The following is a 24,911-nucleotide window of genomic DNA, read 5'->3' on the forward strand; positions in this document are numbered from 1 at the left end:
CTTCCGGGAGCGCTCCCAGGAGCGCAGGAACACACGATCGAATCGCATTCGTCGAATCGTCGAATCGACACCTGCTAAAGTTCTAGCTAACAGCTTTAGCATTGACCGTGCCGGGGGTCGTGGTTACATTTGCCCGAGCCTGAATTCGCTTTCCCCAGGTCGCGGAGCTGCCGCGGCCCGTGCGTGAGAGCGCTCTCATAAGTGTTAGTTCCGCATCAGCAACGACGCTGCGAGGACCTGAATGAGTGCAACTGATCTGGCCTGCGCCGGCGCACCTGAGCCGACTCGTGGTTCCCCGCCGGATTCCTCTCACCCCCACAGCACCACGTCACGGTGGAAGCGGGCGACCGGCGCGTGCGCGGGCGCCGGTGTTCTTGTGGCCGGTGTCGTCGTCCTGGCCGTGGGAGGCGGCACGACCGTCCACGCCGCGGAGTCGGCGTTCTACGTCGACCCGTCGAGCTCCAGCGCGAAGTGGGTGGCCGCCAACCCCGGTGACTCGCGGGCGGCGGTCATCCGCGACCGGATCGCCTCGGTGCCGCAGGCGCGGTGGTACACGACCACCAACACCTCGTCGGTCCGCTCGGAGGTCAGCTCGTTCGTCGGCGCGGCGGCGTCGGCGGGCAAGATCCCGATCCTGGTGGTCTACAACATCCCCAACCGCGACTGCGGGGGTGCGAGCGGTGGAGGGGCGCCGTCCCACCAGGCGTACCGGGCCTGGGTGGACGAGGTGGCGGCGGGCCTCGCCGGTCGTCCCGCGACGATCGTGCTCGAGCCCGACGTGCTGCCGTTGATGACGAACTGCCAGAGCGCGGACCAGCAGAACCAGACGAAGGCGTCCATCGCCTACGCGGGCAAGAAGCTCAAGTCCGGTTCCGGGCAGGCGAAGGTGTACTTCGACATCGGGCACTCCGCCTGGCTCGCTCCGGCGGAGGCCGCGAACCGGTTGCGCGGCGCGGACATCTCCAACAGCGCCGACGGCATCTCGACGAACGTGTCGAACTACCAGCGCACGGCCAACGAGGTGAACTTCGCCAAGTCCGTGCTGAGTGCCGTGGGCGACGGACGCCTCCAGGCGGTCGTGGACACGAGCCGCAACGGCAACGGCCCGCAGGGCAGCGAGTGGTGCGACCCGCCCGGACGCGCGATCGGCACGCCCAGCACGACGAACACCGGTGACTCGAAGATCGCCGCCTTCCTGTGGGTGAAGCTGCCCGGCGAGTCGGACGGCTGCATCGCACCGGCCGGCCAGTTCGTGCCGCAACGCGCCTACGAGCTGGCGATGGCGGCGGGCCCGACCACCACCACGACCACGACCACGACGACCACGACGAACAACAACCCCGGCGGCGGCTGCCGGGTGACCCACCGCGTGCTCAGCCGGTGGCAGGGCGGCTACAACGCGGAGATCGTGATCGAGAACCGCGGCGCGGCGATCAACGGCTGGGCCCTCGCCTTCTCGGCTCCTGGCGTCACCGTCACGAACGGCTGGAGCGGGACGTGGAACGACACCGGTGACGTCGTCAGGGTCACCAACGTGGACTACAACGGCTCGATCCCGTCCGGCGGCCAGACCACGATCGGCTACAACGCGAACTACAACGGCTCCACGCCACCGTTCGCCTCACCGACCCTGAACAACACCGCCTGCTCCTGACCAGGCACTCGATGAACGGCGCTTTTGTCCACTTCAGGTGGACAAAAGCGCCGTTCATCGTTGGTTTCAGGCGCGCAGGGTCCACTTCTGGTTGGTGCCGCCGTGGCACGTCCAGAGCTGGATCAGCGTGCCGTTCGCGGTCCCGTTGCCGCTCGCGTCGAGGCACAACCCGGACTGCGCGCCGGTGATGCTGCCGTCGGCGTTGACGTTCCACTGCTGGTTCAGGCCGCCGTGGCAGTCCCACAGGATCGCCGCGGTGCCGTTCGCCGTTCCGTTGCCGCTGGCGTCGAGGCACTTGCCCCCGACCGTGAGCTGCTTGCTGGACGTGTGGTTCCAGCGCTGGTTCGCACCGCCGTTGCAGTCCCAGAGCCGTGCCTGGGTGTTGTTGTTGGTGTTGGCGACGTCGAGGCAACGGCTTGACTGGGTCCCGACGACCGTGACGTTCTCCCTGCCGCCGCCACCGGTGCCACCGGGTCCGGCGTTCGCCATCACGGCCTGGGCGCCGGCCGGCCAGTTGTTGTTGGAGACCACGGTGTTGTTGTTCACGACGTTGCCGCGGTCGCCGTTGGTGATGTTGGTGCTGTTGTTGGTGGACCAGTTGCCGCTGACGGTCCAGTTGCCCATGTTCTCGCCGCCCCAGTAGTTGGCGGTCGCCCACGTGCCGGTGGCGTTGAAGACGTTGCCGGTGGCGCGGTAGTACTTGGAGCCTTCGTCGAAGTAGAGCCCGAACCAGCCGTTGGTGCGCTGGCAGTGGTTGCCGCTGATCTCCGCGTTCGGGTTCCAGGCGAGGGTGTAGATGCAGCCGCCGTCGGTCATCTGCTGCATGACGTCGTGGACGTAGTTGTTGATGAGCTTGTTGTTGGACGCGGTGGTGGGCGTCGAGTAACGAGGCTGGTAGTTGTACAGCCCTCGGTTGGCGTAGTGGTTGCTGCCGCCCGCGTCGTTGGCGCCCCAGCCGTAGCCGAGGGACAGGCCGGAGTACGGCATGTTGTAGACCTCGTTGTGCGCCACGGTCGCGGTGCTGACGTAGGTGTTGAGCACTGAGACGTTGCCCCGGTACTCGACGGCGATGTCGTGGATGCGGTTCTGGCTGACCGTGATGTCGCGGTTGACCATCCGCTGGTCGCTCGGGTGGTGAGCGTCGGCGCGCACGCCGCCGACCACGATGCCGCCCGCCGAGCTGCGGGCGATCTCCGACTTCGTGACGGTGATGCCGGACGCGCCCAGTCCCACGCCGCTGGCGTGCGCGTTGGCGTCGTTGCCGATGCCGATCGCGGTCTGGCCCAGGTTGAAGAACTTGGAGTCGGTGAAGGTGATGCCGCTCGCCGCCGAGACCTGGATCGCTGCGGGCATCTGCGACCAGTGCGGGCGCACGGCCTCGAACTGCGCGCAACCCTGCTGGCACGAGTTGATCCGGTCGGCCGGCCAGTTCCAGTTGCCCGCCATGTAGGCGCCGGTCTGCTGGTCCGCGAACCCCTGGTTGCTGCTGGGGCCGAGCCACGACGTCCCGGTGAAGGTGATGCCGGCGAACGTGATGTTGCGCGCGGGCGCGTCGTAGGTGCCGCCGACGTTGACCAGCGACTGCAGCACCGGCAGCTCCACGCTGACGTTGCTCATGTTCTGCCCGGCCAGCGGGATGTAGTAGACCGCGCCCTGGCCGGGGTTGATGTACCACTCTCCCTGTGCGTCGAGGAACTCGTACGCGTTCGCCAGGTAGAGCGGGCCGGCGCGGTGCGGCTTGCTCAACGTGTCGTAGCCGAACGTGTTGTTGTTCCACGCGGGCTGCTGCATGGTGAGGAAGTTGCCGCTGATGCTCTGCACCGGCGAGTAGCGGTCGGTGAACGAGTTGACGCTCTCGACCTCGACGCGGTTCTGGTTCGCGACGTTGTTGAGGTAGTTCAGCGCGCTGTTCGAGAAGCGCATGCCGGTGTCGGTGAACGTGAAGTCGGAGCGGTTGACCTGCGTCCGCGCACGGGTGGCGATCGCCCCGTTCACGTACAGCTGGCGGCTGTCGACGCCGGTGCCGACGTTCGCCCGCCAGATGTTCTTCCCGGCGTCGGCGACCGACCACCCGGTGACCGCTCTGGCACCGCTGATGACCGGGCTCGCCGACGCGGCGGCCTGCCACAGCACGCGGTAGCCGTTGGTGCCGGAGTCCGCGGCCGTCAGCCGCAGCGGCTGGCTCAGCCGGTACACCCCGTCGGCGAGCTCCACGACGATGTCACCGGACATCGAGCCGGTGAGCGACCGCACCGCCGCCTGCGCCGCCGGCAACGAGCACGGGTCCGCGGTGGTGCAGGTGGTTCCGGTGCCGGTGGGGGAGGCGTGCAGCGTCGTGGTGGCCGCGGAGGCGGGAGGGGCGGTGGCGAGCGCGGCGATCACCACCGCTGTGGCGGTGAGTGCGATCCTCCCGCGCACAGCGGAGAACGAGGACGTGGACAAGGGACCTCCTGGTGTGGCTGGATCACCCTCCCGTGGCGGCGGACTCGGGCAGCTCGGTGTCCTTTGTGGACTGTCGGGGAGTTGTTGTGGTGTCAGAAATTCACCACTGCGGCACCACGCGGCAGCGCGGCCGGACGTCCCGCGCCGTTCTGCCGTTCAGGTCAACCGGAACGTAACTCGTATGACGTGTGACGTCAATGGTGTTACGTATACTGTCGAGTCCGGTACAACAGGGCTGTGCAGCGCAACGGAGGCGACATGGCAGCGACGCGGTCAGAGCCCGTCGGCCCTGGATGGACCAGGAGACCGGCGAACCTCGCGGCGGCGGTCACCGCGGAGCTCGTCGAGCGGGTCGTGCGCGGCACCTACCCACCCGGCGCCACCCTGCCGCCCGAGCCGGTGCTCTGCGAGACGTTCTCGGTGAGCAGGACCGTGATCCGCGAGGCGGTGAAGGTCCTGCAGGAGAAAGGCCTGGTCCGGGTCCGTCAGGGTGCGGGCACGACGGTCACCCCGCGGTCGCAGTGGAACATGCTCGACGAGCTCGTGCTCGGCGCCACGATCGCGCAGGACGAGACCCTCGCGATCCTCGACGACGTCGTCGTGACCAGGCGTTTGCTGGAGTCGGACATGGCCAGGGTGGCCGCGCGCACGGCCGATCAGGAGACCCTGGACCGGCTGGGCGCGCTGGTGGACCGGATGGACGAGCTCGTCGACGACACCCCGAGCTACGAGGAGCACGACCGCCTGTTCCACGACGCGATCATGCAGGCGTCGGGCAACCACATCGCCCGCGGCGTGATCAAGTCGCTCGAGAGCCAGGTGATCAACGCGGCCGGCTACCAGGGCCGCAGCGACCGCGACCTGTGCACGGCGTCCAACAAGGGGCACCGGCGCATCTGCGAACGCATCGCGGCCAGAGACCCGGCCGGCGCGGCCGAGGCCATGTTCACCCACATCACCGAGGCGTGGCTGGTGCGCCGCGGTGAGGCGGGCGATCCGGGCCGCCTGGAACGGTAGCCCGCGCACGCCGGACGATCCCTTCCGCCGGGACCGTTCGGCCGGACGTGTGACCGCAGGTGTTTCGTGGAACCTCCGGCCTGGAGACCTGAGCCGGGGCCCGTACGGCAGCGGGAGGCGGATGTGCGATGGGACGAACGCGCGTGACACTGGCCGACGTCGCAGCGGCGAGCGGCGTCTCCGTCACGACGGCGTCGCTCGTCATGACCGGGCGTGCGCGGGAGCTGCGCATCTCCGAGGCGGCCGAGCGGAGGGTGCTCTCCACGGCGCAGGAGCTGGGCTACCGGCGCGGGACCGTGACGCAGAGCCCGCCGGAGGGGCTGTCGCGGACGATCGGGTTCGTGTCCGACACCGTCGCCTCGTCCGGTCTGGCGGGCGACATGGTCAAGGGTGCTGTCGACGCCGCCTACGCGCGCGGGTTCATGCTGTTCGTGGGGGAGTCCGGTGGCGACCCCGTGGTCGAGCGGGACCTCGTCGAGGCGATGCGGGACAGGCGGGCCGACGGCATCGTCTTCGCCGCCATGTACACGCGTGCGGTCGCGGTGCCGGACTGCCTGCACCACGGGCCCGCCGTGCTGCTCAACGCCGCGGCCGCGACGAGACGCGACACCCCGTCGGTCGTGTCCGACGAGGTGCGGGGTGGCCGGTCGGCGGCGCACGTCCTCGTCGACGCCGGGCACGACAGCGGTGTGCACCTGATCGGCGCGGGGCCGGGCCCGTACGACGTTCCTCCGAACAGCATCGCGGCCGTGGAGCGCCTGCTCGGCCTGCACGAGGTGTTCGGGTCGGCGGGCGTCGAGGTGGTCAGTGCCCACCGGTGTCCGAAGTGGACTCCGGAGTGCGGGTACGACGCCACCAGGGAACTGTTGCGCCACCACCTGCCCAAGGCGCTGGTCTGCTTCAACGACCGCCTGGCGTTCGGGGCGTACCAGGCGCTGGGCGAGGCGGGCCTGTCGGTGCCCGGTGACGTGTCGGTGATCGGGTTCGACGACCACCCGATCGCGTCGTGGATGCGCCCGCGGCTCACCACCGTCGCCCTGCCGCACTACGAGCTCGGCGCGCGTGCGGTCGCGGTGCTGGTGGAGATGGTGGAACGGCGTGAGCGCCGTGCTCGAACGCCGATGATCCACCGCGTGCCGATGCCGGTGCGGGAGGGTGGGTCGGTGGCCCCGCCGCGCTGATGTTTGCGTTAACAGATCTTGTTGGCATCGAACGGAATTCGACAGTGTCGAACGCTGTTTGCTAAACGTTAACGCTCACAAGTTTAGCTTTGACCGAGTGTGACGGCCTCGTTACATTGCTGAGGAGACCACGTGTCCGGTCCCTCCCGGGAAGGCTCCGTCATGCCGAACCCGCTCAAGGCTCTGTGCGCCGCGCTGATCACCACCCTGCTGGCGGTCTCTCCCGCCGTCGCCGATCAGTCCACTGTGGAGGCGGCGGCCGATCCGGTGCGGGTGATGCCGCTGGGCGACTCGATCACCCAGGGCGGCTCGATCGGCGGCTACCGGCTCGACCTCGGCACGAAGCTGCGGGCCGCCGGGCGCAACGTCGACTTCGTCGGCTCGCTGGCGGACGGTCCCGGCTCGATGCCCGACCGCAACCACGAGGGCCACCCCGGCTGGACCATCGCGCAGATCGACGCGAACGTCGTCAACTGGCTGCGCACCTACACCCCGCGCACGATCCTGCTGCACATCGGCACCAACGACATGTACGGCAGCGACCCGGCCGGCGCACCGCGACGGTTGTCCGCGCTGGTGGACAAGATCACGAACCAGGCCCCGTCCGCCGAGGTGTTCGTCGCGACGATCATCCCGATCCGGTTCGCCGACGCCACCGTGCGCAACTTCAACGCCGCCATCGTGCCGCTGCTGCGGGCGAAAGCGGCGGCGGGCAAGCGGGTGCACGTGGTCGACATGTACCCGGCGGTACCGATCTCCGACCTGCCCGACGGCATCCACCCCAACGCCGCGGGCTACAGCAAGATGGCCACGGTCTGGTACAACGCCCTCGCCTCGGTGCCCGGCAGCATCGGCGACCCGCAGCAGCCCGGCGGCACGTGCACGGCGACGTCGAAGATCGTCAGCACCTGGAGCGGCGGCTTCCAGGCCGAGGTCACCGTCGCCAACCCCACCGCGTCCGCGCTCAACGGCTGGACGGTCCGGTTCACGCTGCCGGGAGGCCACGCGATCGGCCAGATCTGGGGCGGCACCGCCAGCGGGTCGGTCACGGTCACGAACGTCGCCTACAACGGCACGGTCGACCCCGGCGCCACCGCCACGTTCGGTTTCCTCGCCTCCGGTTCCGGTGCGCCGGCCGTGGGCGCCGCCACCTGCGCCAGTCCGTGACCCCTGCCTCCCTCCGACGACGAAGGGTGATCATGTTCCTCGCACGACTGTTCCGCTCCCGCCGTGCCCGGCTCACGGCCTTGGCGGCCGTGCCGATCGTCGCGGTGTCCGCGCTCGCGGCCGTGACGGTGCCTCCCGCGGCGGCCGCACCGGGATGCTCGGTGACCTACTCCGCACCGTCGCAATGGGACGGTGGGTTCACCGCCAACGTCGTCGTCACCAACCTCGGTGACGCTGTCAACGGCTGGACGCTGACCTGGAGCTTCGGCGCGGGCCAGCAGGTGAAGCAGGCCTGGAACGCCGAGGTGTCCCAGTCGGGCAGCGAGGTCACCGCCCGCAACGTCTCGTACAACCCGGCGATCCCGACGGGCGGCCGGGTCGAGTTCGGGTTCAACGGTTCCTCCACCGGCACCAACAACCCGAACCCCACGGCGTTCACCCTCAACGGCACGCTGTGCACCGGTGACGTCGGCCCGACCACCACGACCACGACCACCACGACGACGGGCAACCCGCCGGTGGGCAACCTGCCGTCGAGCTTCCGCTGGTCGTCGAGCGGTGCGTTGATCAGCCCGAAGCCGGACAGCGCGCATCCGACCGTGTACTCGGTCAAGGACCCGAGCATCGTGTACCACAACGGCAAGTACCACGTGTTCGCCTCGGTGTACACCAACGGCTACAACCTGATGTACACGAGCTTCAGCGACTGGTCGCAGGCCGCCTCGGCGCCGCACCACTACCTCGACCGCACGCCCGTCGGCAGTGGCTACAAGGCCGCACCGCACGTGTTCTACTTCGCGCCCCAACGCCTCTGGTACCTCGTCTACCAGACGGGATCGAACGCGTCGTACTCCACGACCACCGACATCTCGAACCCGTCGTCGTGGTCGGCACCGAAGAACTTCTACGCCAACGGCATGCCGCAGATCATCCGCGACAACATCGGCAACGGCTACTGGGTCGACTTCTGGGTCGTGTGCGACAACGCCAAGTGCTACCTGTTCTCGTCCGACGACAACGGTCACCTCTACCGCTCCGAGACGACGATGGCCCAGTACCCCAACGGATTCACCAACACCGTCATCGCGATGCAGGACTCCAACAAGAACAGGTTGTTCGAGGCCGCCAACGTCTACAAGGTGGCGGGCAAGAACCAGTGGCTGCTGGTGCACGAGGCCATCGGGTCCGACGGCAGGCGCTGGTTCCGCACGTGGACCGCGCCCGCGATCACCGGCCCGTGGACCCCATTGGCCGCGGAGGAGTCCAACCCGTTCGCGCGGCACAACAACGTGACGTTCCCGAGTGGACAGTGGACGCGCGACATCAGCCACGGCGAGATGATCCGCGCCGGCGTGGACCAGACGATGGAGATCAACCCCTGCCAGCTCAAGTTCCTCTACCAGGGCATGGATCCCAACGCGGGCGGTGAGTACAACCACCTGCCCTGGCGTCTGGGCCTGCTGACGCAGACCAACTCGACCTGCTGACACCCCAGGACCGACGCCGCCGGAAACCCGCACCGGCGGCGTCTCCCTGCTCCGAGAAAGGGGCGATGATGCCCAGGAGACTGCCTCACCTCGTTGCCGCCGCGCTGACAGCACTCGCAACGGTCACCACACCCGTCGCGTCCGCCACCGCCGCCGGGCACGTCACCCCGGCCGCGCCCGGCAGCCCCGCGCTGACCCCGCCCCTCGGCTGGAACAGCTGGAACAGCTTCGGCTGCGGCATCACCGAGGCCCAGGTCCGCCAGGCCGCCGACACGATGGTGTCGTCGGGCATGCGCGACGCCGGCTACCAGTACGTGGTCGTCGACGACTGCTGGTTCGACCCGCAGCGCGACGCCCAGGGCAACCTGCGCTCCCACCCGACCAAGTTCCCCAGCGGGATGAAGGCGCTCGGCGACTACATCCACGCGCGCGGGCTGAAGTTCGGCATCTACCAGGCGCCGAACGAGAAGACGTGCGCGCAGGGCGTCGGCACGCACCCCGGCTCCACCGGCAGCAAGGGCCACGAGGTCCAGGACGCCCGGTCGTTCGCCTCGTGGGGCGTGGACTACCTCAAGTACGACTGGTGCTCCGGCAGCGGCACCCGTGACGAGCAGATCGCGCGGTTCACGATCATGCGCGACGCCCTGCGCGCCACCGGCCGTCCGATCGTCTACAGCATCAACTCGAACAGCTTCCACGCACCGACCGGCGACAAGTACAACTGGGGCGAGGTCGCCGACCTGTGGCGCACCACCGAGGACCTGCTCGACATCTGGCAGAACAACAACGTCAACAGCTACCCGATGGGAGTGGGCAACGTCGTCGACATCACGGCCCCGCTCGCCGTCCAGGCAGGCCCCGGCCACTGGAACGACCCGGACATGCTGGTCGTCGGACGCCCAGGACTCTCCCTCACCGAGTCCCGCTCGCACTTCACGCTGTGGTCGCTGATGGCCGCGCCCCTGATGGCGGGCAACGACATCCGCACCATGTCGGCCGACGTGAGCGCGATCCTGCGCAACTCGAGGCTGATCGCGGTGAACCAGGACGCTCTCGGCGCCGGCGGGCGGCGCGTGCGTGACGACGGCGCCACCGAGGTGTTCGCCAAGCCGCTGTCGGACGGCACGGTCGCCGTCGGCCTGTTCAACCGGGGCAGCGGCACGACGACGATCAGCACCACGGCCGCCCAGATCGGCGTGTCCGGCACGAACCTGACGCTGACCGACCTGTGGACCGGCGGCACGTCGGCGAGCTCGGGTGCGATCTCCGCCTCGGTGCCCGCACACGGTGTCGTCGCCTTCAAGGTCACCGGAGGCAGCCCGATCCAGACCACCACCTCCCGGCTGCGCGGAGCGGGTTCGAACCGCTGCCTCGACGTCGAGAACTCCTCCACCGCCGCCGGGGCGAACACCGTGATCCAGGACTGCCTCACCCCCGCGAGCCAGCAGTGGACCAGCTGGCCGAACGGTGAGGTCCGCGTGTTCGGCGACAAGTGTCTCGACGCCTACAACCAGGGCACCGCCAACGGCACGCGCGTGATCATCTGGTCGTGCAACGGCCAGGCGAACCAGCGCTGGACGCTGGGATCCGACGGATCACTGCGCAACGCCAACGCGGGCCTGTGCCTGGACGTCGAACGGTCGGGCACGACGAACGGTTCGCGGCTCGTGCTGTGGACCTGCAACGGTCAGACCAACCAGAGGTGGTCACGATCATGAGGCGCGCTCCTGTCGCGGCGACGCTCGCCGCACTCACCCTCGTAGCAGGAGGACTGGCCGCGAGCACGGCCGCGCAGGCCGCTCCCGGCTGCTCGGTCACCTACACCAAGACCTCCGAGTGGCAGGGCGGCTTCGGCGCGTCCGTGTCCATCACGAACACCGGTGACGCGCTCAACGGCTGGACCCTCGAGTGGACCTACGCCGGGGGCCAGCAGGTCGGGCAGCACTGGAACGCCGAGATCGCGCAGAGCGGCGGCGAGGTGAAAGCACGCAACGTCTCCCACAACGCGGCGATCCCGACCAGCGGCAAGGTCGAGTTCGGGTTCAACGGCACGTGGGCCTCGGCCAACCCCGATCCGACGTCGTTCCGGCTCAACGGTGTCACCTGCAACGACACCGGAACTCCCACGACGACGACCACCACCACTACCACCACGACCACGCCGCCACAGGCCACCACGTTCAAGAACCCGGTGATGTGGCAGGATTTCGCGGACGGCGACATCATCCGCGTGGGCGACACGTACTACTACTCGGCCTCGACCATGCACTACTCGCCGGGCGCGCCGGTTCTGCGTTCGTACGACCTGGTGAACTGGGAGTACGCCGGACACTCGGTGCCACGGCTGGACTTCGGCGCCAAGTACGACCTCAACGGCGGCAGGGGCTACGTGCGCGGCATCTGGGCGTCGTTCCTCAACCACCGCAAGAGCAACAACACGTACTACTGGGGCGGCTGCATCGACTTCGCCCAGACCCACATCTACACGGCCGCCGCCGTCGACGGGCAGTGGTCGAAGCTGTCCACCATCAACAAGTGCTACTTCGACGCCGGCATGCTGGTCGACGACAACGACACGATGTACGTCGCCTACGGCAACACCCAGATCAGCGTCGCGCAGCTCTCGCCGGACGGGAAGTCCGAGGTGCGGTCGCAGCAGGTGTTCCAGACGCCCTCCAACATCGGAACCCTGGAAGGCGCCCGGTTCTACAAGCGCAACGGCAGCTACTACATCTGGCTGACCAGGCCCGCGAACGGCCAGTACGTGCTCAAGGCGTCGAGCCCGTTCGGCCCCTACACCGTCCAGCAGGTGCTGCTGAACATGCCGTCACCGGTGCAGGGCGCGGGAGTGCCGCACCAGGGCGGCCTGGTGCAGACGCAGAACGGCGACTGGTACTACATGGCGTTCATCGACGCCTACCCGGGCGGCCGCATGCCGGTGCTCGCACCGATCACCTGGACCGCCGACGGCTGGCCGCGCATCACCACCGTCAACGGAGGCTGGGGCGCGACCTACCCGATGCCGAACCTGCCGGCCCCACCACGCCAGGTGAAACCGATGACCGGGGTGGACACGTTCCAGGGCACGCAGCTGGGGCCGCAGTGGGAGTGGAACCACAACCCGGACACCACGAAGTACAGCGTCAACAACGGCCTGCGGTTGTCCACCGCCACCGTGACCAACGACCTGTACAACGCCCGCAACACGTTGACCCACCGGATCCAGGGACCGTCGTCCACCGGCACCGTCACCCTCGACCTCACGTCGATGCGCGACGGCGACCGCACGGGCCTCGCGATGCTGCGCGACTCGTCGGCGTGGATCGGGATCAAGCGGGACAACGGCCGCAACCGTGTCGTCATGGTCAACGGGCTGACCATGGACGGCAACTGGAACACCACCGGCACCGGCACGGAGATCGCGAGCGCGAACTTCACCGGCAACCGGATCTGGTTGCGCGCCAACGCGGACATCCGTCCGGGGAGCGGCAGGCAGGCCCGGTTCTCCTACAGCACGGACGGGGTGACGTTCACGCCGCTCGGGACAGCGTTCACGTTGAAGAGCGAGTGGCAGTTCTTCATGGGGTACCGGTTCGGCATCTTCAACCACGCCACGCAGGCGCTGGGTGGGGCTGTGACGGTGCAGCGGTTCGAGCTGTCGACGCCGTAGTTGTAGAAGGCCTGCAGGTCAGGCGCCGTGGGTCCCGCACCAGCGGCCGGTGCGGGACCCACGACAAGCGCGATCAGCTGTAGAACATCCGGCAGTTCTGCCGCCGGATCTTCTGCGGCGCCACGCTCTCCAGGGTCGGCACCACCGGCGCGATCGTGCCGTCGCGGTTGAACCTCATCCGGTCGATCGTGGTCTCGCGGTGCGTCCCGTCCCCGCCGGGGATGGCGAAGCGGTGGTACACCAGGTACCAGTCGTCGGTGCCGGGCACGCGCAGCATCGAGCTGTGACCGGTGCCGAGAATGCCCAGCTTCGGGTCCTTCTGAAGGATCAGGCCGCGGTTGGTGAACGGGCCGAGCGGGCTCGTGGCCGTCGCGTACCCGACGCGGTAGTTCTCGCTGCGGGTGTCGTCGATCGACCAGCTCAGGTAGTAGGTGCCCTGGCGCTCCACCATGAACAGGCCCTCGCGGAACTCGTCCAGGCCGTTCAGCCGCGTGATCTTCGTGGCGTCGTACGAGACCATGTCCGCGTTCAACGGCACGACGTAGGCCTCGCCGTTGCCCCAGTACAGGTACGCCTGACCGGACTTGTCGACGAACACCGCCGGGTCGATCGCCTGGCCGCCACCGGGGTTGCGGGCGATCAGCGGCTTGCCCGAGTCGACGAACGGGCCGGTCGGCTTGTCCGACACCGCGACACCGATCTTCGCGTCGGCGCAGAAGTAGAAGTAGTACTTGCCGCCCCGTTCGACGATCGTGGGCGCCCAGGCCCGGCTGTCCGCCCAGCTGACGTCCGGGCCGAGGTCGAGGATGACGCCCTCGTCCTTCCAGTCGACGAGGTTCTTCGACGACCAGACGGAGAACTTGGTGCCGCTCCAGCCGTCGAACCCGTCGGTGGTGGCGTAGATGTAGTACGTGTTGCCGAACGCGATGATGTTCGGGTCCGCGTTCAGGCCCGGCAGCACGGGGCTGCGCATCTCGTGGGCCTCGACCGTCCACTCACGACGGTCGCCGGACGCGTTGGTGACCGTGAACTTCTTCGGCTTGCGCAGGTCGACGGTTCCGGACGGGGTGATCTTCGCACCGGGGGCGAGACCGAACTGCGGGGCGAGCCGGCGCAGGTCCGTGCCGGGCTTGACCGGCAGCACCACGGTGTTCGCCGCGGAGTCGATGATCGCCGGCACCTTCAGGGACGCGAGCGTGACCGAGGTGATCACCGTGCTGTTCGACGGCAGGCCGGCGACCTCCGCACCCGACAGGGCGCGGTTGTAGAGCCGGACGTCCTTCATCTTGCCGAGGAGGTTCCTGTCCGCGGCGTAGACCGAGCGGCCCAGGTAGTTCGCCGCCGTCACGCCGCCGCCGATGTCCGACGGCTTGGTCGTCACGTTCGCGTTGCGCGCGACCTCGACGCCGTCCAGGTACAGCACCTCGACGCCGTTGCCGACGGTCAGGGTGACGTTCTTCCAGACACCGCGCGGCAACGCCTTGCCCGAGTTCACGCCCTGCTCGGTGCTCCAGTTCCCGGTCGCGATCGCGCCGCGGTACGTGTCACCGGTGCTGAACAGGTAGCCCTTGCCGGCCCCGTCGGACGCGGTGTTGCCGAACCCGTAGAGGAAGTACGGCGTCTGCTGGCCGGGATCGATCCACACGTCGGCGGACACCGTGGCCGCCGCGGCGCCCGTCAGCATGTTGTTCGGCAGCTGGACGTGCCCGCCGTTCAGCGACAACGCCCCACCGGACCAGGAGGTCCTGCCCGCCAGCACGCCGTCGTAGCCGTGCCCGGTGGCGTCGGCCGCGACCGACCCGGAGGTGGCGTTGAGCGGCCAGTGCGCGACGAGGCCCTTGGCGTCGGCCCTGACCGGCGCCGGGGGAGCGGTGAGACGGGTGAGCTCGGCCTGCGTCACCGGGAGAACCGTGCCGTGCCGCGGAGAGGCGGGCAGCTTGGCGCCGGTCGACATCGTCCACTTGCCGGACGCGAGGTCGGTGGTCTCGAACGGCACGTAGCCGCGGCCGCCGAACTCGTCGATGAACAGGTACCACTTGTTCTCGGTGTTGGACTTGAACCCGGTCGGGCCCTCACCGGCGGAGAGGCCGGGGCTGGTCGCGGTGGCCTTGCCGATGCACTCCGCGACGAAGTCGTACTTCGGGTTGAGCAGGTCGGTCGACTTCTCCGCGGTGATGAACTTGCTGCACGGCGTGGTCGACGTGTTGTTCCGCTCGTCCTTGGTGTACCGGTAGAACGTGCCGTTGTCCTCGATGATCGTCGAGTCGATCACGGAGTAACCCGGGTCGATCCACACCTTCGCCGGGCTGAACGTGACGAAGTCGCGCGTGGTCGAGTACATCATCCGGTTGTAGGAGTCGCCCGTGTGGCCGGGATCGTTCTCCGCGAACAGCTTCGAGGCCCAGTAGACGACGTAGGTGCCGCGCTTGGCGTCCCAGTGCGCCTCGGGGGCCCACGTGTTGCCCGCGGTCGGCGGGGACACCTCGACGCTGCGCTGACGCGACCAGTTCCGCAGGTCCGTCGACTCCCACACCATGATCGACCGGCTGCCGTGGCGCTGCGCCGCGTCCCAGCCGTTGCCGCCGTTGATCTTCAGATCCGTGGCCAGCAGGTAGAACTTGTCGCCCTCGGGGGATCGCAGGATGAACGGGTCGCGCACGCCCAGCTCACCGAGGCTCGACTTGAGGATCGGCTGGCCGTTGTTGAGCTCGGTGAACTGCAACGGGTTGTTGCCGTTGCTGGCGGCGGCGTAGATCTGCTCGCCGTTCGGGCTGCCCTCACCGGTGAAGTAGAAGAAGCCGTAGCCGGCCAGTGGTTCCTTGGCGGGCAGCGGGAGCACGGTCGCGGTGAGCGAGCGGGAGGTGCTCTGCCTCCCGCTGCTGACCTTCGCCGTGAGCACGACCTTGGTGGGCTTGCTGCCCGCGGGCGGACGGCTCACCTCTCCGGTCGGGGTGATCACCTTGCGGTTGGACGAGGTCCACGTGACGGTCGTGCCGTTCTCGCCGGCAGTCGGCAGGGTCAGGTTCCCGCGGACTTCGTCGAGGTTCGGCACGGACAACGCGTTCGCCGCGATGCGCAGCGGTGACTCGGCCGCGGTGGCCGCGTTGGTGGCAGGGATGGTCACCAACGCGGCCGTCACGGCCACAACGACGCCGAAATGGCGCAGGGATAACAACATCGTTGTTGTTGCCTTCCGGATTTTGTTGTGTGGAGCAGAACTGTCAGGCGCGCCGCTTGGTCCAGACGTCGTAAGCGACGGCCGCGAGCAGGACGAGTCCCTTGACGAGCATCACGCGTTCGCTGGGAGCGCCGATGAGGGACATGCCGTTGTTGATCACGCCCATCATCAGGCCGCCGGTGATGGCGCCGACGACCTTGCCGACACCACCCTGCACGGCGGCACCGCCGATGAACGCCGCGGCGATGGCGTCGAGCTCGAACGCCGTACCCGCGGTCGGGCCGGCCTGGTTGAGCCGTCCCGCGAAGATGACACCGGCGAGCGCGGCCAGCGCGCCCATGTTGACGAACACCCAGAACGTGACGGCCTTGACCTTCACGCCGGACAGCGTGGCGGCCTGCAGGTTGCCGCCGATCGAGTAGATGTGCCGTCCGAACACGGAGTTGTTCGCCATCAACGAGTAGCCGAGCGCGAGCGCCGCGAGCAGCACCAGCACCCACGGCAGGTTGCGGAACCGGGCGAGCTGCACCACGACCGCCATCACGACGACCGCGACACCCACGAGCTTGAGCACGAACACCGGCATCGGGTCGACGGTCTGGCCGTAGCCGAGCCGGGCCGCGCGCTTGCGCCACTGCGACAACGCGAACCCGGCCACGCAGGCGAGACCGGCGAGCAGGCTCACCAGGTCGGCGCCGCCGAGCGGGCCGAGGGCGACGTTGCCGAGGTAGCCACCCGTGAAGCCGTTGGCCAGCGAGCGGATCTCGTCGGGGAACGGGCCGATGCCCTGGTTGCCGAGCGTGGTCAGGGTCAGCGCGCGGAACACGAGCATGCCGGCCAGGGTGACGATGAACGCCGGAATGCCGAAGTAGGCGATCCAGTAGCCCTGCGCCGCACCGATGAGCGCACCCGAGAGCAGCGTCAGCAGCACCGCCACCGGCCACGGGAGTCCCCATTGGACGGTCAGCACCGCGCAGATCGCACCCGTGAGCGCCACGGTCGAGCCGACCGAGAGGTCGATGTGCCCGCCGATGATCACCAGGATCATGCCGATCGCCAGGATCAGCACGTAGGAGTTCTGCACGATGATGTTCGAGATGTTCTGCGGCTGCAGCAGAGCACCGTCGGTCAGCACCGTGAACAGCACGATGATCAGCGCGAACGCGACGTAGATGCCCGACTGCCGCAGGTTGATCGAGAGGCGGCTGGACGGCGCAGCCGGTGCGGTGACCGTCTGCGGCGCGGTCTTCGTGGTCATGAGTTCTGTCCTCGTGTCATGTACTGCATCAGGCGTTCCTGCGTGGCCTCTTCGCGGCTGACCTCGCCGGTGATGCGGCCTTCCGACAGCGCGTAGACGCGGTCGCACAGGCCCAGCAGCTCCGGCAGCTCCGACGAGATCACCAGCACGGCCCTGCCCTGTGCGGCGAGGTCGTTGATGATCGAGTAGATCTCGTACTTCGCACCGACGTCGATGCCGCGCGTGGGCTCGTCGAGGATCAGCACGTCCGGGTCGGTGAACATCCACTTCGCCAGCACGACCTTCTGCTGGTTGCCACCGGACAGCGTGCCGGTCGGCGTCGACACGGCGGCCGTCCTGATGCCCATGGACTTCCGGAACCGTTCCGCGACCGTGTACTCCTCGTTCTCGTTCACCCACCCCCGCGTCGCGAGCTTCTCCAGCGCGGCCGCGGAGACGTTGCGCTGCACGCCCTCGATCAGGTTGAGCCCGTACCGCTTGCGGTCCTCGCTGACGTACGCGAGCCCGTTGCGGATCGCCGCCTGCACGGTGCGGGTGTCGATCTCCTGGCCGTCCTTGACGACCCGGCCGGAGATGCCGACGCCGTAGGTGCGGCCGAACACGCTCATCGCGAGCTCGGTGCGACCGGCGCCCATCAGTCCGGCGAGACCGACGATCTCACCGCGCCGCACCGACAACGTGGCGTTGTCGACGACCACCCGATCCGGCTGGGCGGGGCTGTGCACCGTCCAGTCCTCGATGCGCAGCACCTCCTCGCCGATGTCGGGCGTGCGGGGCGGGAACCGGTGCTCGAGGTCGCGGCCGACCATGCCGGCGATGATCCGGTCTTCGCTGAGGCCTTTGGCCGGCAGGGTCTCGATGGTCCTGCCGTCGCGCAGCACCGTGACGGTGTCGGCGATTCTGGTGACCTCGTTGAGCTTGTGCGAGATGATCACCGAGGTGATGCCCTCGTCGCGCAGGCCCTCCAGCAGGTCCAGCAGGTGCTGCGAGTCGTCGTCGTTCAACGCCGCCGTCGGCTCGTCCAGGATCAGCAGCTTGACCTCTTTGGACAGTGCCTTGGCGATCTCGACCAGCTGCTGCTTGCCGACACCGAGGTCGTTGACCGGGGTCGTCGGGTTCTCCCGGAGGCCGACGCGGTCGAGCAGCGCCTGCGCCTCGTGGTTGGTGCGGTTCCAGTCGATGAACCCGCGGCGCGCTCTTTCGTTGCCCAGGAACAGGTTCTCCGCGACGGAGAGCTGACCGCACAGCGCCAGCTCCTGGTGGATGATCACGATGCCGCGGCGCTCGCTGTCCCGCACACCGTTGAACGCGCACGGCTCGCCCTCGAAGAGGATCTCGCCGTCGTACGAGCCGTGCGGGTGCACGCCCGACAGCACCTTCATCAGCGTGGACTTGCCGGCACCGTTCTCTCCGCAGATCGCGTGGATCTCACCGCGCTGCACGCTCAACGAGACGTCGTGCAGCGCGGTGACCCCTGCGAACCTCTTGGTGATGCCGCGCATCACCAGGATTTCGTCAGACACGATGGTTACCTGAGCTGGTCGGCGGTGTAGTAGCCGCTTTCGATCAGTTCCTTCTGGTAGTTCGCCTTGTCGACGGTGACCGGCTGCAGCAGGTACGACGGCACGACCTTGTTGCCGTTGTCGTAGTCCTTGGTGTTGTTGACCTCGGGCTTGCCGCCCTTGAGCACCGCGTCCGCCATGGTCACGGTGACCTCGGCGAGCTTGCGGGTGTCCTTGTGGATCGTGGAGTACTGCTCACCCGCGATGATCGACTTCACCGAGGCGACCTCGGCGTCCTGGCCGGTCACGATCGGGTACGCCTGGGCGGGCGTGCCGTAGCCGCTGCTCTTGAGCGCGGACAGGATGCCGATCGACAGACCGTCGTAGGGGGAGAGGACGCCGTCGACCTTGGCACCGCCGTAGGTCGAGGTGAGGAGGTCCTCCATGCGCTTCTGCGCGGTCGCCGGCTCCCAGCGCAGGATCGCGACGGTCTTGAAGTCCTTCTGGCCCGACTTCACGACGAGCTTGCCCTGGTCGATCAGCGGCTGCAGCACGGACATGGCGCCGTTGAAGAAGAACGTGGCGTTGTTGTCGTCCGGCGAGCCCGCGAACAGCTCGACGTTGAACGGGCCCTCACCGCGCGTCTTCAGACCGGCGAGCAGCGAGTTGGCCTGCTCCACACCGACCTTGTAGTTGTCAAAGGTGGCGTAGTAGTCCACGTTCGGGCTCTTGCGGATCAACCGGTCGTACGCGATCACCGGGATCTTGGCGTCGGCGGCCTGCTGGAGCTGCGAGGTGATCGCGGTGCCGTCGATCGAGGCGACGATCAGGAGCTTGGCGCCCTTGGTGATCTGGTTCTCGATCTGGTTGGCCTGGGTCGGGATGTCGTTCTCCGCGTACTGGAGGTCGACCTTGTAACCCTTGCCTTCCAACGCCTTCTTGATGTTGTCGCCGTCGTGGATCCAACGTTCCGACGACCGGGTGGGCATGGTCACGCCGACCAGTGCGCCCTCGGTCGACCCGCCCTTCTGGTCGACCGTCTTCTCCGCGGAACCACACGCGGAGAGGGTCACGGCGAGCGCGGTGGCGGCCGCGATCTGGACAAGCCTCATCGGTTCTCCTTGATGTCACCGGCAGGCAACAGTGCTGTAGGCGGCGAGTGTTATCGCTAACAATGGACCAGTCAAGTGACATCTAGATAACGCCAGGCCAGACCTGTTAGCGCTCACAGAATTTACGAAACAGAGATGTCGGCGCGACGAGATCAGCCGTGAGGTCGTGTGCCACGCGGGTGAACCGCGAGACCCCGAGCCACGACCTGCCCCGCCTGGCAGCGGGACTGGAGCACCTGCGGGACCTCGTGCAGGTGGCAGCCGCGGCACGTTCCCGCGCCGCCGCGCTGAAAGGACGCGGCAACCTTTCCGCGAGCGGCGGCAACTCACGGGCAGATCTGCAGACGATCAAGGAGTGCTGCCATGAGCAAGACCAGGTCCGTCCAGGGCCGGCGCGGTGGTGTCGGGCCGCGTGCACGCGGGCGCAGGACGGCGATCGCCGCCGCGCTGGGGGTGTCGGCGATCGCCGGCTCCTACCTCGGGGTGGTGTGGAGCGACTCCGATCCCGTGACGGTCGACGCCGCCGCCTACTACCAGTTCCTCTCGGTGCGCAGCGGCAACGCGCTGGACGTGGCCGGGGCGGACGCGGCGGACGGTGTCCGGATCCAGCAGGAGAAGCGCAGCCCCGACTCCGCGAGCCAGCAGTGGCGGCTCAAGCCCGTGGACGGCGGCTACTACCAGCTCGTCAACAACAACAGCAGGAAGGTACTGGGTGTCCGCACCGGTTCGACGGCGCAGGCAGGCGTCGAACAGCAGTCGGACACCGGAGCCGAGCACCAGCAGTGGAAGCTCACCGACGTCGGCGGCGGGGCGGTGAAGATCGTCTCGCGCAGCAGCGGCAAGGTGCTGTGCGCGAACGACGGCGACGGTCAGGCGGTCGTCCAGGCCGACGACCGCGGCGGTGACGACCAGCAGTGGAAGGTCGCGAAGGCGGACAAACCGGCCGCACCGTCCGCTCCCGTCGTGGCAGCCGCCGCGCCCAGGCCGTCCGCCACCACGTCCACGCCGCCGCCGTCCACCCCGGCGACCGGTTCCGGCGGCTACACCTGGCGCAACGTGCAGATCGCGGGCGGCGGCTTCGTCACCGGGTTCGTCTTCAACCCCAGCCGCAAGGGCCTGCTGTACGCGCGGACCGACATGGGCGGCGCGTACCGCTGGGACGCCCATGCCGGCCAGTGGGTGCCGCTGACCGACTGGGCCGCGGACTGGAACCTGCTCGGCATCGAGAGCGTCGCGACCGACCCGGTCGACCCCGACCGCCTGTACCTCGCGACCGGCACCTACACCAACGAGTGGGCCGGCAACGGCGCGATCCTGCGCTCCACCGACCAGGGCAAAACGTTCCAGCGCACCGACCTGCCGTTCAAGCTCGGCGCCAACGAGGACGGCCGGTCGATGGGCGAGCGGCTCGCGATCGACCCCTCCGACAACCGCACGCTCTACCTGGGCACCCGCAAGAACGGGCTGTGGCGCAGCACCGACCAGGGCGCGACCTGGAACCAGGTGTCGTCCTTCCCGGTGAAGGACGGTGCCAGCAGCGGAGTCGGCTTGTCCTTCGTGACGTTCGGACCGGCCGGCAGCAGGACGATCTACGTGGGTGTCGCCGACCGGACGACCTCGCTGTACCGCTCCACCGACGGCGGCGCCACCTGGAGCGCCGTGCCCGGCCAGCCCACCGGCCAGCTGCCGCACCACGGCGTGCTCTCCGGTGACGGCGCGTTCTACGTGACGTACACCGACGTCCCCGGCCCGAACGGGGTCAAGGCGGGTTCGGTCTGGAAGCACACGCCGTCGAGCGGAGCGTGGAAGGACATCTCGCCGATGCCCGGCACCGGTTTCGGGTACGCGGGACTCGCGGTGGACCCGCAGCGCCCGTCCACGGTGATGGTCACGACCCTCTGCCGCTGGTGGCCGTCGGACGAGCTGTTCCGCACCACCGACGGCGGTGACACCTGGAAGGCGCTCGGAGCCACGTCCGAACGCGACGCCTCCGCGGCGCCGTACGTCGGCACCGGCATCGGTCACTGGATGGGCGCGCTGGCCATCGACCCGTTCGACTCCGGCCACGCCCTGTACGGCACCGGATCGGGCCTGTGGGCCAGCAAGGACGTGACCGCGGCCGACAGCGGGCGACCCACGCACTGGTCGGTCCCGGTCAAGGGTCTCGAGGAGACCGCGGTGCTCGGCCTGGTCGCGCCGCCCGGCGGCAAGCTGGTCAGCGCCCTCGGCGACGTCGGCGGGTTCCGCCACGACGACCTGGGGAAGGTGCCGGCCGGGGCCGCGGACGGACCGCGGTTCACCAACACCACCGGCATCGACTTCGCGCAGGCCAAGCCGAACGTGGTGGTCCGCGTCGGCTACGGCAACGAGGAACGCGGCGCGTACTCCACCGACGGCGGCGTCACCTGGAAGCCGTTCGCCGGTTCGCCCGTGAGCGGGGCGGGCGGCGGTACCGCGGCGATCTCGGCCGACGGCGGCACGCTGGTGTGGACCGCGTCCGGTCAGCTGCCGCACGTCTCCACCGACTGGGGCAAGACGTGGAAGGCCTCCACGGGTCTGCCCGCGGGCACGGCCGTGGTGGCCGACCGCTCCACGCCCGGAACCTTCTACGCGCTCAGCGGCAGCACCCTGTTCGCCAGCACCGACGGCGGGAAGAGCTTCGCCGCCCGCGCCGGAGGGCTCACCGCCGGACGTCTCAAGGCCGCTCCCGGAGCCACCGGGGACCTGTGGCTCGCGAGCCACGGCGGTCTCTCGCACTCCACCGACGGCGGCGTGACCTTCAAGAAGCTCGGCGGCGTGCAGAGGGCGGACTCCGTCGGCTTCGGCAAGGCCGCCGCTGGTGCCCGCTACCCGGCGCTCTACGTCATCGGCACGGTGAACGGCGTGACCGGGATCTTCCGCTCGGTCGACGGCGGCACGTCCTGGACGCGGATCAACGACGACCGCAACCAGTTCGGCGGGACCGTCGGCGGGGTCATCACCGGCGATCCCGAGGTGTTCGGCCGCGTCTACGTCGGCAGCAACGGCCGCGGTGTCCTGTACGGGGACCCGTCCTGATCACCGGACGGCCACGGTCCATGCCCCGGACCGTGGCCGCCCGGCCCACTTCGGCACCAGGTACATTGCCGCCCGATGCAGGCGTGGCAGGGAGAGGGCAACCGAGAAACATGGTCGTCGACCACAGATCGGCGGAGTTCCACGACTTCTTCGAGCGCCACCACGCCGAACTCGCCCGCTTCGCCTGGTTGCTGACCGGAGAGGCGGGTGCCGCCGACGACCTGGCGGCGGACGCCCTGGTCGCGCTGTGGCAGCGCTGGGACAGGCTGCGCGCGGCGGAGAACCCGCTCGCGTACGCCCGCGGCGTGGTCGCGAACCTGGCGCGGGAGCGCATCCGCAGCGCGACCCGTGAACGCAGGCGGATCGCGTTGTTCTTCTCTCGCGGTCCACAACAGACGCACGGGCCGGACCTGGCCGCCGTGGTGGACGTGCGGGCTGCGCTGGACCGCCTGCCGTTCCGCAAACGGGCGTGCGTGATCCTCCGTCACGCCTTCGACCTGTCGGAGAAGGACACCGCGCTGGCGCTGGGGATCTCGGTGGGCGCGGTGAAGAGCCAGACCTCCAAGGGGATGGCCGAGCTGGAACGCATCCTCGGCCCGCAAGCGGCCGGAGACGTGATGACGGGGAGGGGGACTCGGTGAACGAGAGCATCAACAGGCAGCTGCGCGAGGCCGCCGAGGCTCACCGGCCGGACCGCGGCCGGATGCTGGCACGCGTGGACCGCGCCATGGCGGGAGCCGAGGTGTCCACCGCGAGGCCGGGCATCGCGAGGTCGTGGACCAGGGTGACCTTCGCCGGTCTGGCCGCCACGGGAGCACTGGCCGTGGCGGGCATCGCCGTGGCCGCGATCGTCCGGACCGGGCCACCTCCTGACGACACCGCGACGATCCCGACGGCGAGCTCGAGCGTCACGACCTCGAGCACCACACCCGCTGCCGGCACCACCGGCAGCACCGTGGCACCGCCCGCGCCGAACCCGCCGGCCCAGCCGACCACCGGCAGCCCGTCGTCCGCGGTCGACCCGGCCCCGCTCACCGGGAAACCGGTCTCGGACGGGCCGTTGTCGGCGCTGGGCTTCGTCGATCTGCACCAGCACCCCAACTGGGCGCAGAGCAGGGTGGAGCTCAAGACCACCCAGCCGCTCACCGCGGTCAGCCTGGAGCTGCGCGTCGTGCAGACGGGAGGTGTGCGGAGCACCGGCCAGTGGCAGACCCTGCCCGCCGACGACTTCACGGTCACCGTGAAGGAGGCCGACGGCGCGGTGGTCTACCGCTGGGAGCTCAAGCCCGGCCGCACGATGCCGGTCGGGGTGCACACCTTCGCGGCCCAGTACAACCACGACGCGGGCAAGCGTGACGCGCGTGCCGACGGCTACGTCGGGCAGGCCGGTGCCTTCACGGTCAGGGGTGGCTTCACCTCGCAGTGAGCGGCGTCGACGGACTGTCGACGGACCTCGCCATGGTGAGGTCCGTCGCCGTCAACGGACCGGCGCCCGAATCACGGAGGTAGCTGCATGAGAAAGCGGATGGTCACGACGGCGCTCGCGTTCGTCGCCGCCGCGGCGGGTGTGGTCGGTGCCGCCACGCCGGCGTTCGCCGCCAACCACTTCGACGTGAAAGTCCGGAACACGGCCAGTGGGAAGTGCCTGGCGCCGCAGCGGAACTCGTATGCCGACGGGGTGCCGATCGTCCAGGTCGAGTGCACCGACAACGCGTTCCAGCGGTGGGACTTCCTCGACAAGGGCGACCACGTCTTCCAGATCCGCAACGCGGTCACCCTGAGGTGCATGGACGTCTGGGGTCTCAACAACAACGGGACACCGGTCGTGCAGTGGCCCTGTGCCGGCACCAGCAACCAGCGGTTCCAGGCGGGCAGGAACCTGCCGGACTTCGTCACGCTCAAGTCGCGCGTCGCGGGCACGAAGACCCACTGCCTCGACGTGCCGGGAGGACAGTCCACCGAGGGCCTCGCCATGCAGATCTACGTCTGCAACGGCACCGCCTCGCAGGCGTTCGGAGTGTTCCCGGTCTGACCCCGGCAAGAGCCTGAAGGTCCCACGTGTGGCCCTGTTCGAGGGGGACAGGACCACACGGCTGTCTGTGCAAGCAGATCCACGACACCGCTACTGGGGTTGAACGGTCAGGGTTCTCTCGGCGTGTCGCCCGCTGTTGTTTGGCGGGGAAAGC

Annotated in this window: 16 protein-coding genes; 11 read left to right on the forward strand and 5 right to left on the reverse strand. The window is 68.8% G+C overall.

The genetic code is table 11. The annotated features are described in order from the left end of the window. Nucleotides 1–376: 376 nt before the first annotated feature. Nucleotides 377–1,654 carry a glycoside hydrolase family 6 protein gene (locus ACFOWZ_RS40930; RefSeq protein WP_382379365.1) on the forward strand — a complete coding sequence of 426 codons (1,278 nt, stop codon included), beginning with the start codon at nucleotides 377–379 and terminating at the stop codon, nucleotides 1,652–1,654. Nucleotides 1,655–1,720: 66 nt separating this feature from the next. Here ACFOWZ_RS40930 and ACFOWZ_RS40935 read toward each other — a convergent pair whose 3' ends face one another. Further along, the gene (locus tag ACFOWZ_RS40935) at nucleotides 1,721–4,096 is read right to left on the reverse strand and encodes an RICIN domain-containing protein (protein WP_382379366.1); all 2,376 of its coding nucleotides are present in this window, start codon (nucleotides 4,094–4,096) and stop codon (nucleotides 1,721–1,723) included. A 258-nt stretch (nucleotides 4,097–4,354) separates the two neighbouring features. Between ACFOWZ_RS40935 and ACFOWZ_RS40940 the strand changes: the two genes are divergently transcribed. The 6 genes from ACFOWZ_RS40940 to ACFOWZ_RS40965 all read left to right on the forward strand — a co-directional run bounded on the left by ACFOWZ_RS40940 (nucleotide 4,355) and on the right by ACFOWZ_RS40965 (nucleotide 12,618). Continuing rightward, nucleotides 4,355–5,113 carry a FadR/GntR family transcriptional regulator gene (locus ACFOWZ_RS40940; protein WP_382379367.1) on the forward strand — a complete coding sequence of 253 codons (759 nt, stop codon included), beginning with the start codon at nucleotides 4,355–4,357 and terminating at the stop codon, nucleotides 5,111–5,113. A 128-nt stretch (nucleotides 5,114–5,241) separates the two neighbouring features. Continuing rightward, nucleotides 5,242–6,294, forward strand: a complete 1,053-nt coding sequence (locus tag ACFOWZ_RS40945; protein WP_382379368.1) for a LacI family DNA-binding transcriptional regulator — start codon at nucleotides 5,242–5,244, stop codon at nucleotides 6,292–6,294. A gap of 132 nt (nucleotides 6,295–6,426) precedes the next feature. Next, nucleotides 6,427–7,461 carry a cellulose binding domain-containing protein gene (locus ACFOWZ_RS40950; RefSeq protein WP_382379369.1) on the forward strand — a complete coding sequence of 345 codons (1,035 nt, stop codon included), beginning with the start codon at nucleotides 6,427–6,429 and terminating at the stop codon, nucleotides 7,459–7,461. 32 nt (nucleotides 7,462–7,493) lie between these two features. Next, nucleotides 7,494–8,948, forward strand: a complete 1,455-nt coding sequence (locus ACFOWZ_RS40955; RefSeq protein ID WP_382379370.1) for a non-reducing end alpha-L-arabinofuranosidase family hydrolase — start codon at nucleotides 7,494–7,496, stop codon at nucleotides 8,946–8,948. Between the two features lie 68 nt (nucleotides 8,949–9,016). After that, entirely contained in the window at nucleotides 9,017–10,666 is a 1,650-nt protein-coding gene (locus ACFOWZ_RS40960) for a glycoside hydrolase family 27 protein (protein ID WP_382379371.1), read from the forward strand. Then, the gene (locus ACFOWZ_RS40965) at nucleotides 10,663–12,618 is read left to right on the forward strand and encodes a family 43 glycosylhydrolase (RefSeq protein ID WP_382379372.1); all 1,956 of its coding nucleotides are present in this window, start codon (nucleotides 10,663–10,665) and stop codon (nucleotides 12,616–12,618) included. The genes ACFOWZ_RS40960 and ACFOWZ_RS40965 overlap by 4 nt, the downstream gene beginning before the upstream one ends. A 73-nt stretch (nucleotides 12,619–12,691) precedes the next feature. On the opposite strand, the gene ACFOWZ_RS40970 is transcribed toward ACFOWZ_RS40965, so the two are convergent. From ACFOWZ_RS40970 to chvE, 4 genes are read right to left on the reverse strand one after another with little or no spacing between them, the layout of a single operon-like run. Further along, the gene (locus tag ACFOWZ_RS40970) at nucleotides 12,692–15,796 is read right to left on the reverse strand and encodes a family 43 glycosylhydrolase (RefSeq protein ID WP_382379373.1); all 3,105 of its coding nucleotides are present in this window, start codon (nucleotides 15,794–15,796) and stop codon (nucleotides 12,692–12,694) included. A 43-nt stretch (nucleotides 15,797–15,839) separates the two neighbouring features. After that, on the reverse strand, nucleotides 15,840–17,054 hold the full coding sequence (mmsB, locus tag ACFOWZ_RS40975) for a multiple monosaccharide ABC transporter permease (protein ID WP_382379374.1): 1,215 nt from the start codon (nucleotides 17,052–17,054) through the stop codon (nucleotides 15,840–15,842). Then, complete coding sequence (gene mmsA / locus ACFOWZ_RS40980) at nucleotides 17,051–18,556, reverse strand: multiple monosaccharide ABC transporter ATP-binding protein (protein ID WP_449280290.1); 1,506 nt, start codon at nucleotides 18,554–18,556, stop codon at nucleotides 17,051–17,053. The genes mmsB and mmsA overlap by 4 nt, the downstream gene beginning before the upstream one ends. A 26-nt stretch (nucleotides 18,557–18,582) precedes the next feature. Then, the gene (gene chvE, locus ACFOWZ_RS40985; RefSeq protein WP_382379376.1) at nucleotides 18,583–19,668 is read right to left on the reverse strand and encodes a multiple monosaccharide ABC transporter substrate-binding protein; all 1,086 of its coding nucleotides are present in this window, start codon (nucleotides 19,666–19,668) and stop codon (nucleotides 18,583–18,585) included. 363 nt (nucleotides 19,669–20,031) lie between these two features. Here chvE and ACFOWZ_RS40990 point away from each other — a divergent pair, with 363 nt between their 5' ends. From ACFOWZ_RS40990 to ACFOWZ_RS41005, 4 genes are all read left to right on the forward strand, one after another. Continuing rightward, nucleotides 20,032–22,725 carry an RICIN domain-containing protein gene (locus ACFOWZ_RS40990; protein ID WP_382379377.1) on the forward strand — a complete coding sequence of 898 codons (2,694 nt, stop codon included), beginning with the start codon at nucleotides 20,032–20,034 and terminating at the stop codon, nucleotides 22,723–22,725. 110 nt (nucleotides 22,726–22,835) lie between these two features. Next, nucleotides 22,836–23,366, forward strand: a complete 531-nt coding sequence (locus tag ACFOWZ_RS40995; protein ID WP_382379378.1) for a SigE family RNA polymerase sigma factor — start codon at nucleotides 22,836–22,838, stop codon at nucleotides 23,364–23,366. Next, nucleotides 23,363–24,151: a hypothetical protein gene (locus ACFOWZ_RS41000; protein WP_382379379.1), complete on the forward strand. Its 789-nt coding sequence runs from the start codon at nucleotides 23,363–23,365 to the stop codon at nucleotides 24,149–24,151. Before ACFOWZ_RS40995 ends, ACFOWZ_RS41000 begins: the two co-directional genes overlap by 4 nt. An 87-nt stretch (nucleotides 24,152–24,238) precedes the next feature. After that, a complete protein-coding gene (locus ACFOWZ_RS41005; RefSeq protein WP_382379380.1) occupies nucleotides 24,239–24,757 on the forward strand; it encodes an RICIN domain-containing protein in 519 nt (172 codons plus the stop codon). Nucleotides 24,758–24,911 lie beyond the last annotated feature (154 nt).

Origin of the sequence: Lentzea rhizosphaerae (genome assembly GCF_042649515.1) — a bacterium.
GTDB classification, from domain to species: Bacteria; Actinomycetota; Actinomycetes; order Mycobacteriales; family Pseudonocardiaceae; genus Lentzea; species Lentzea aerocolonigenes.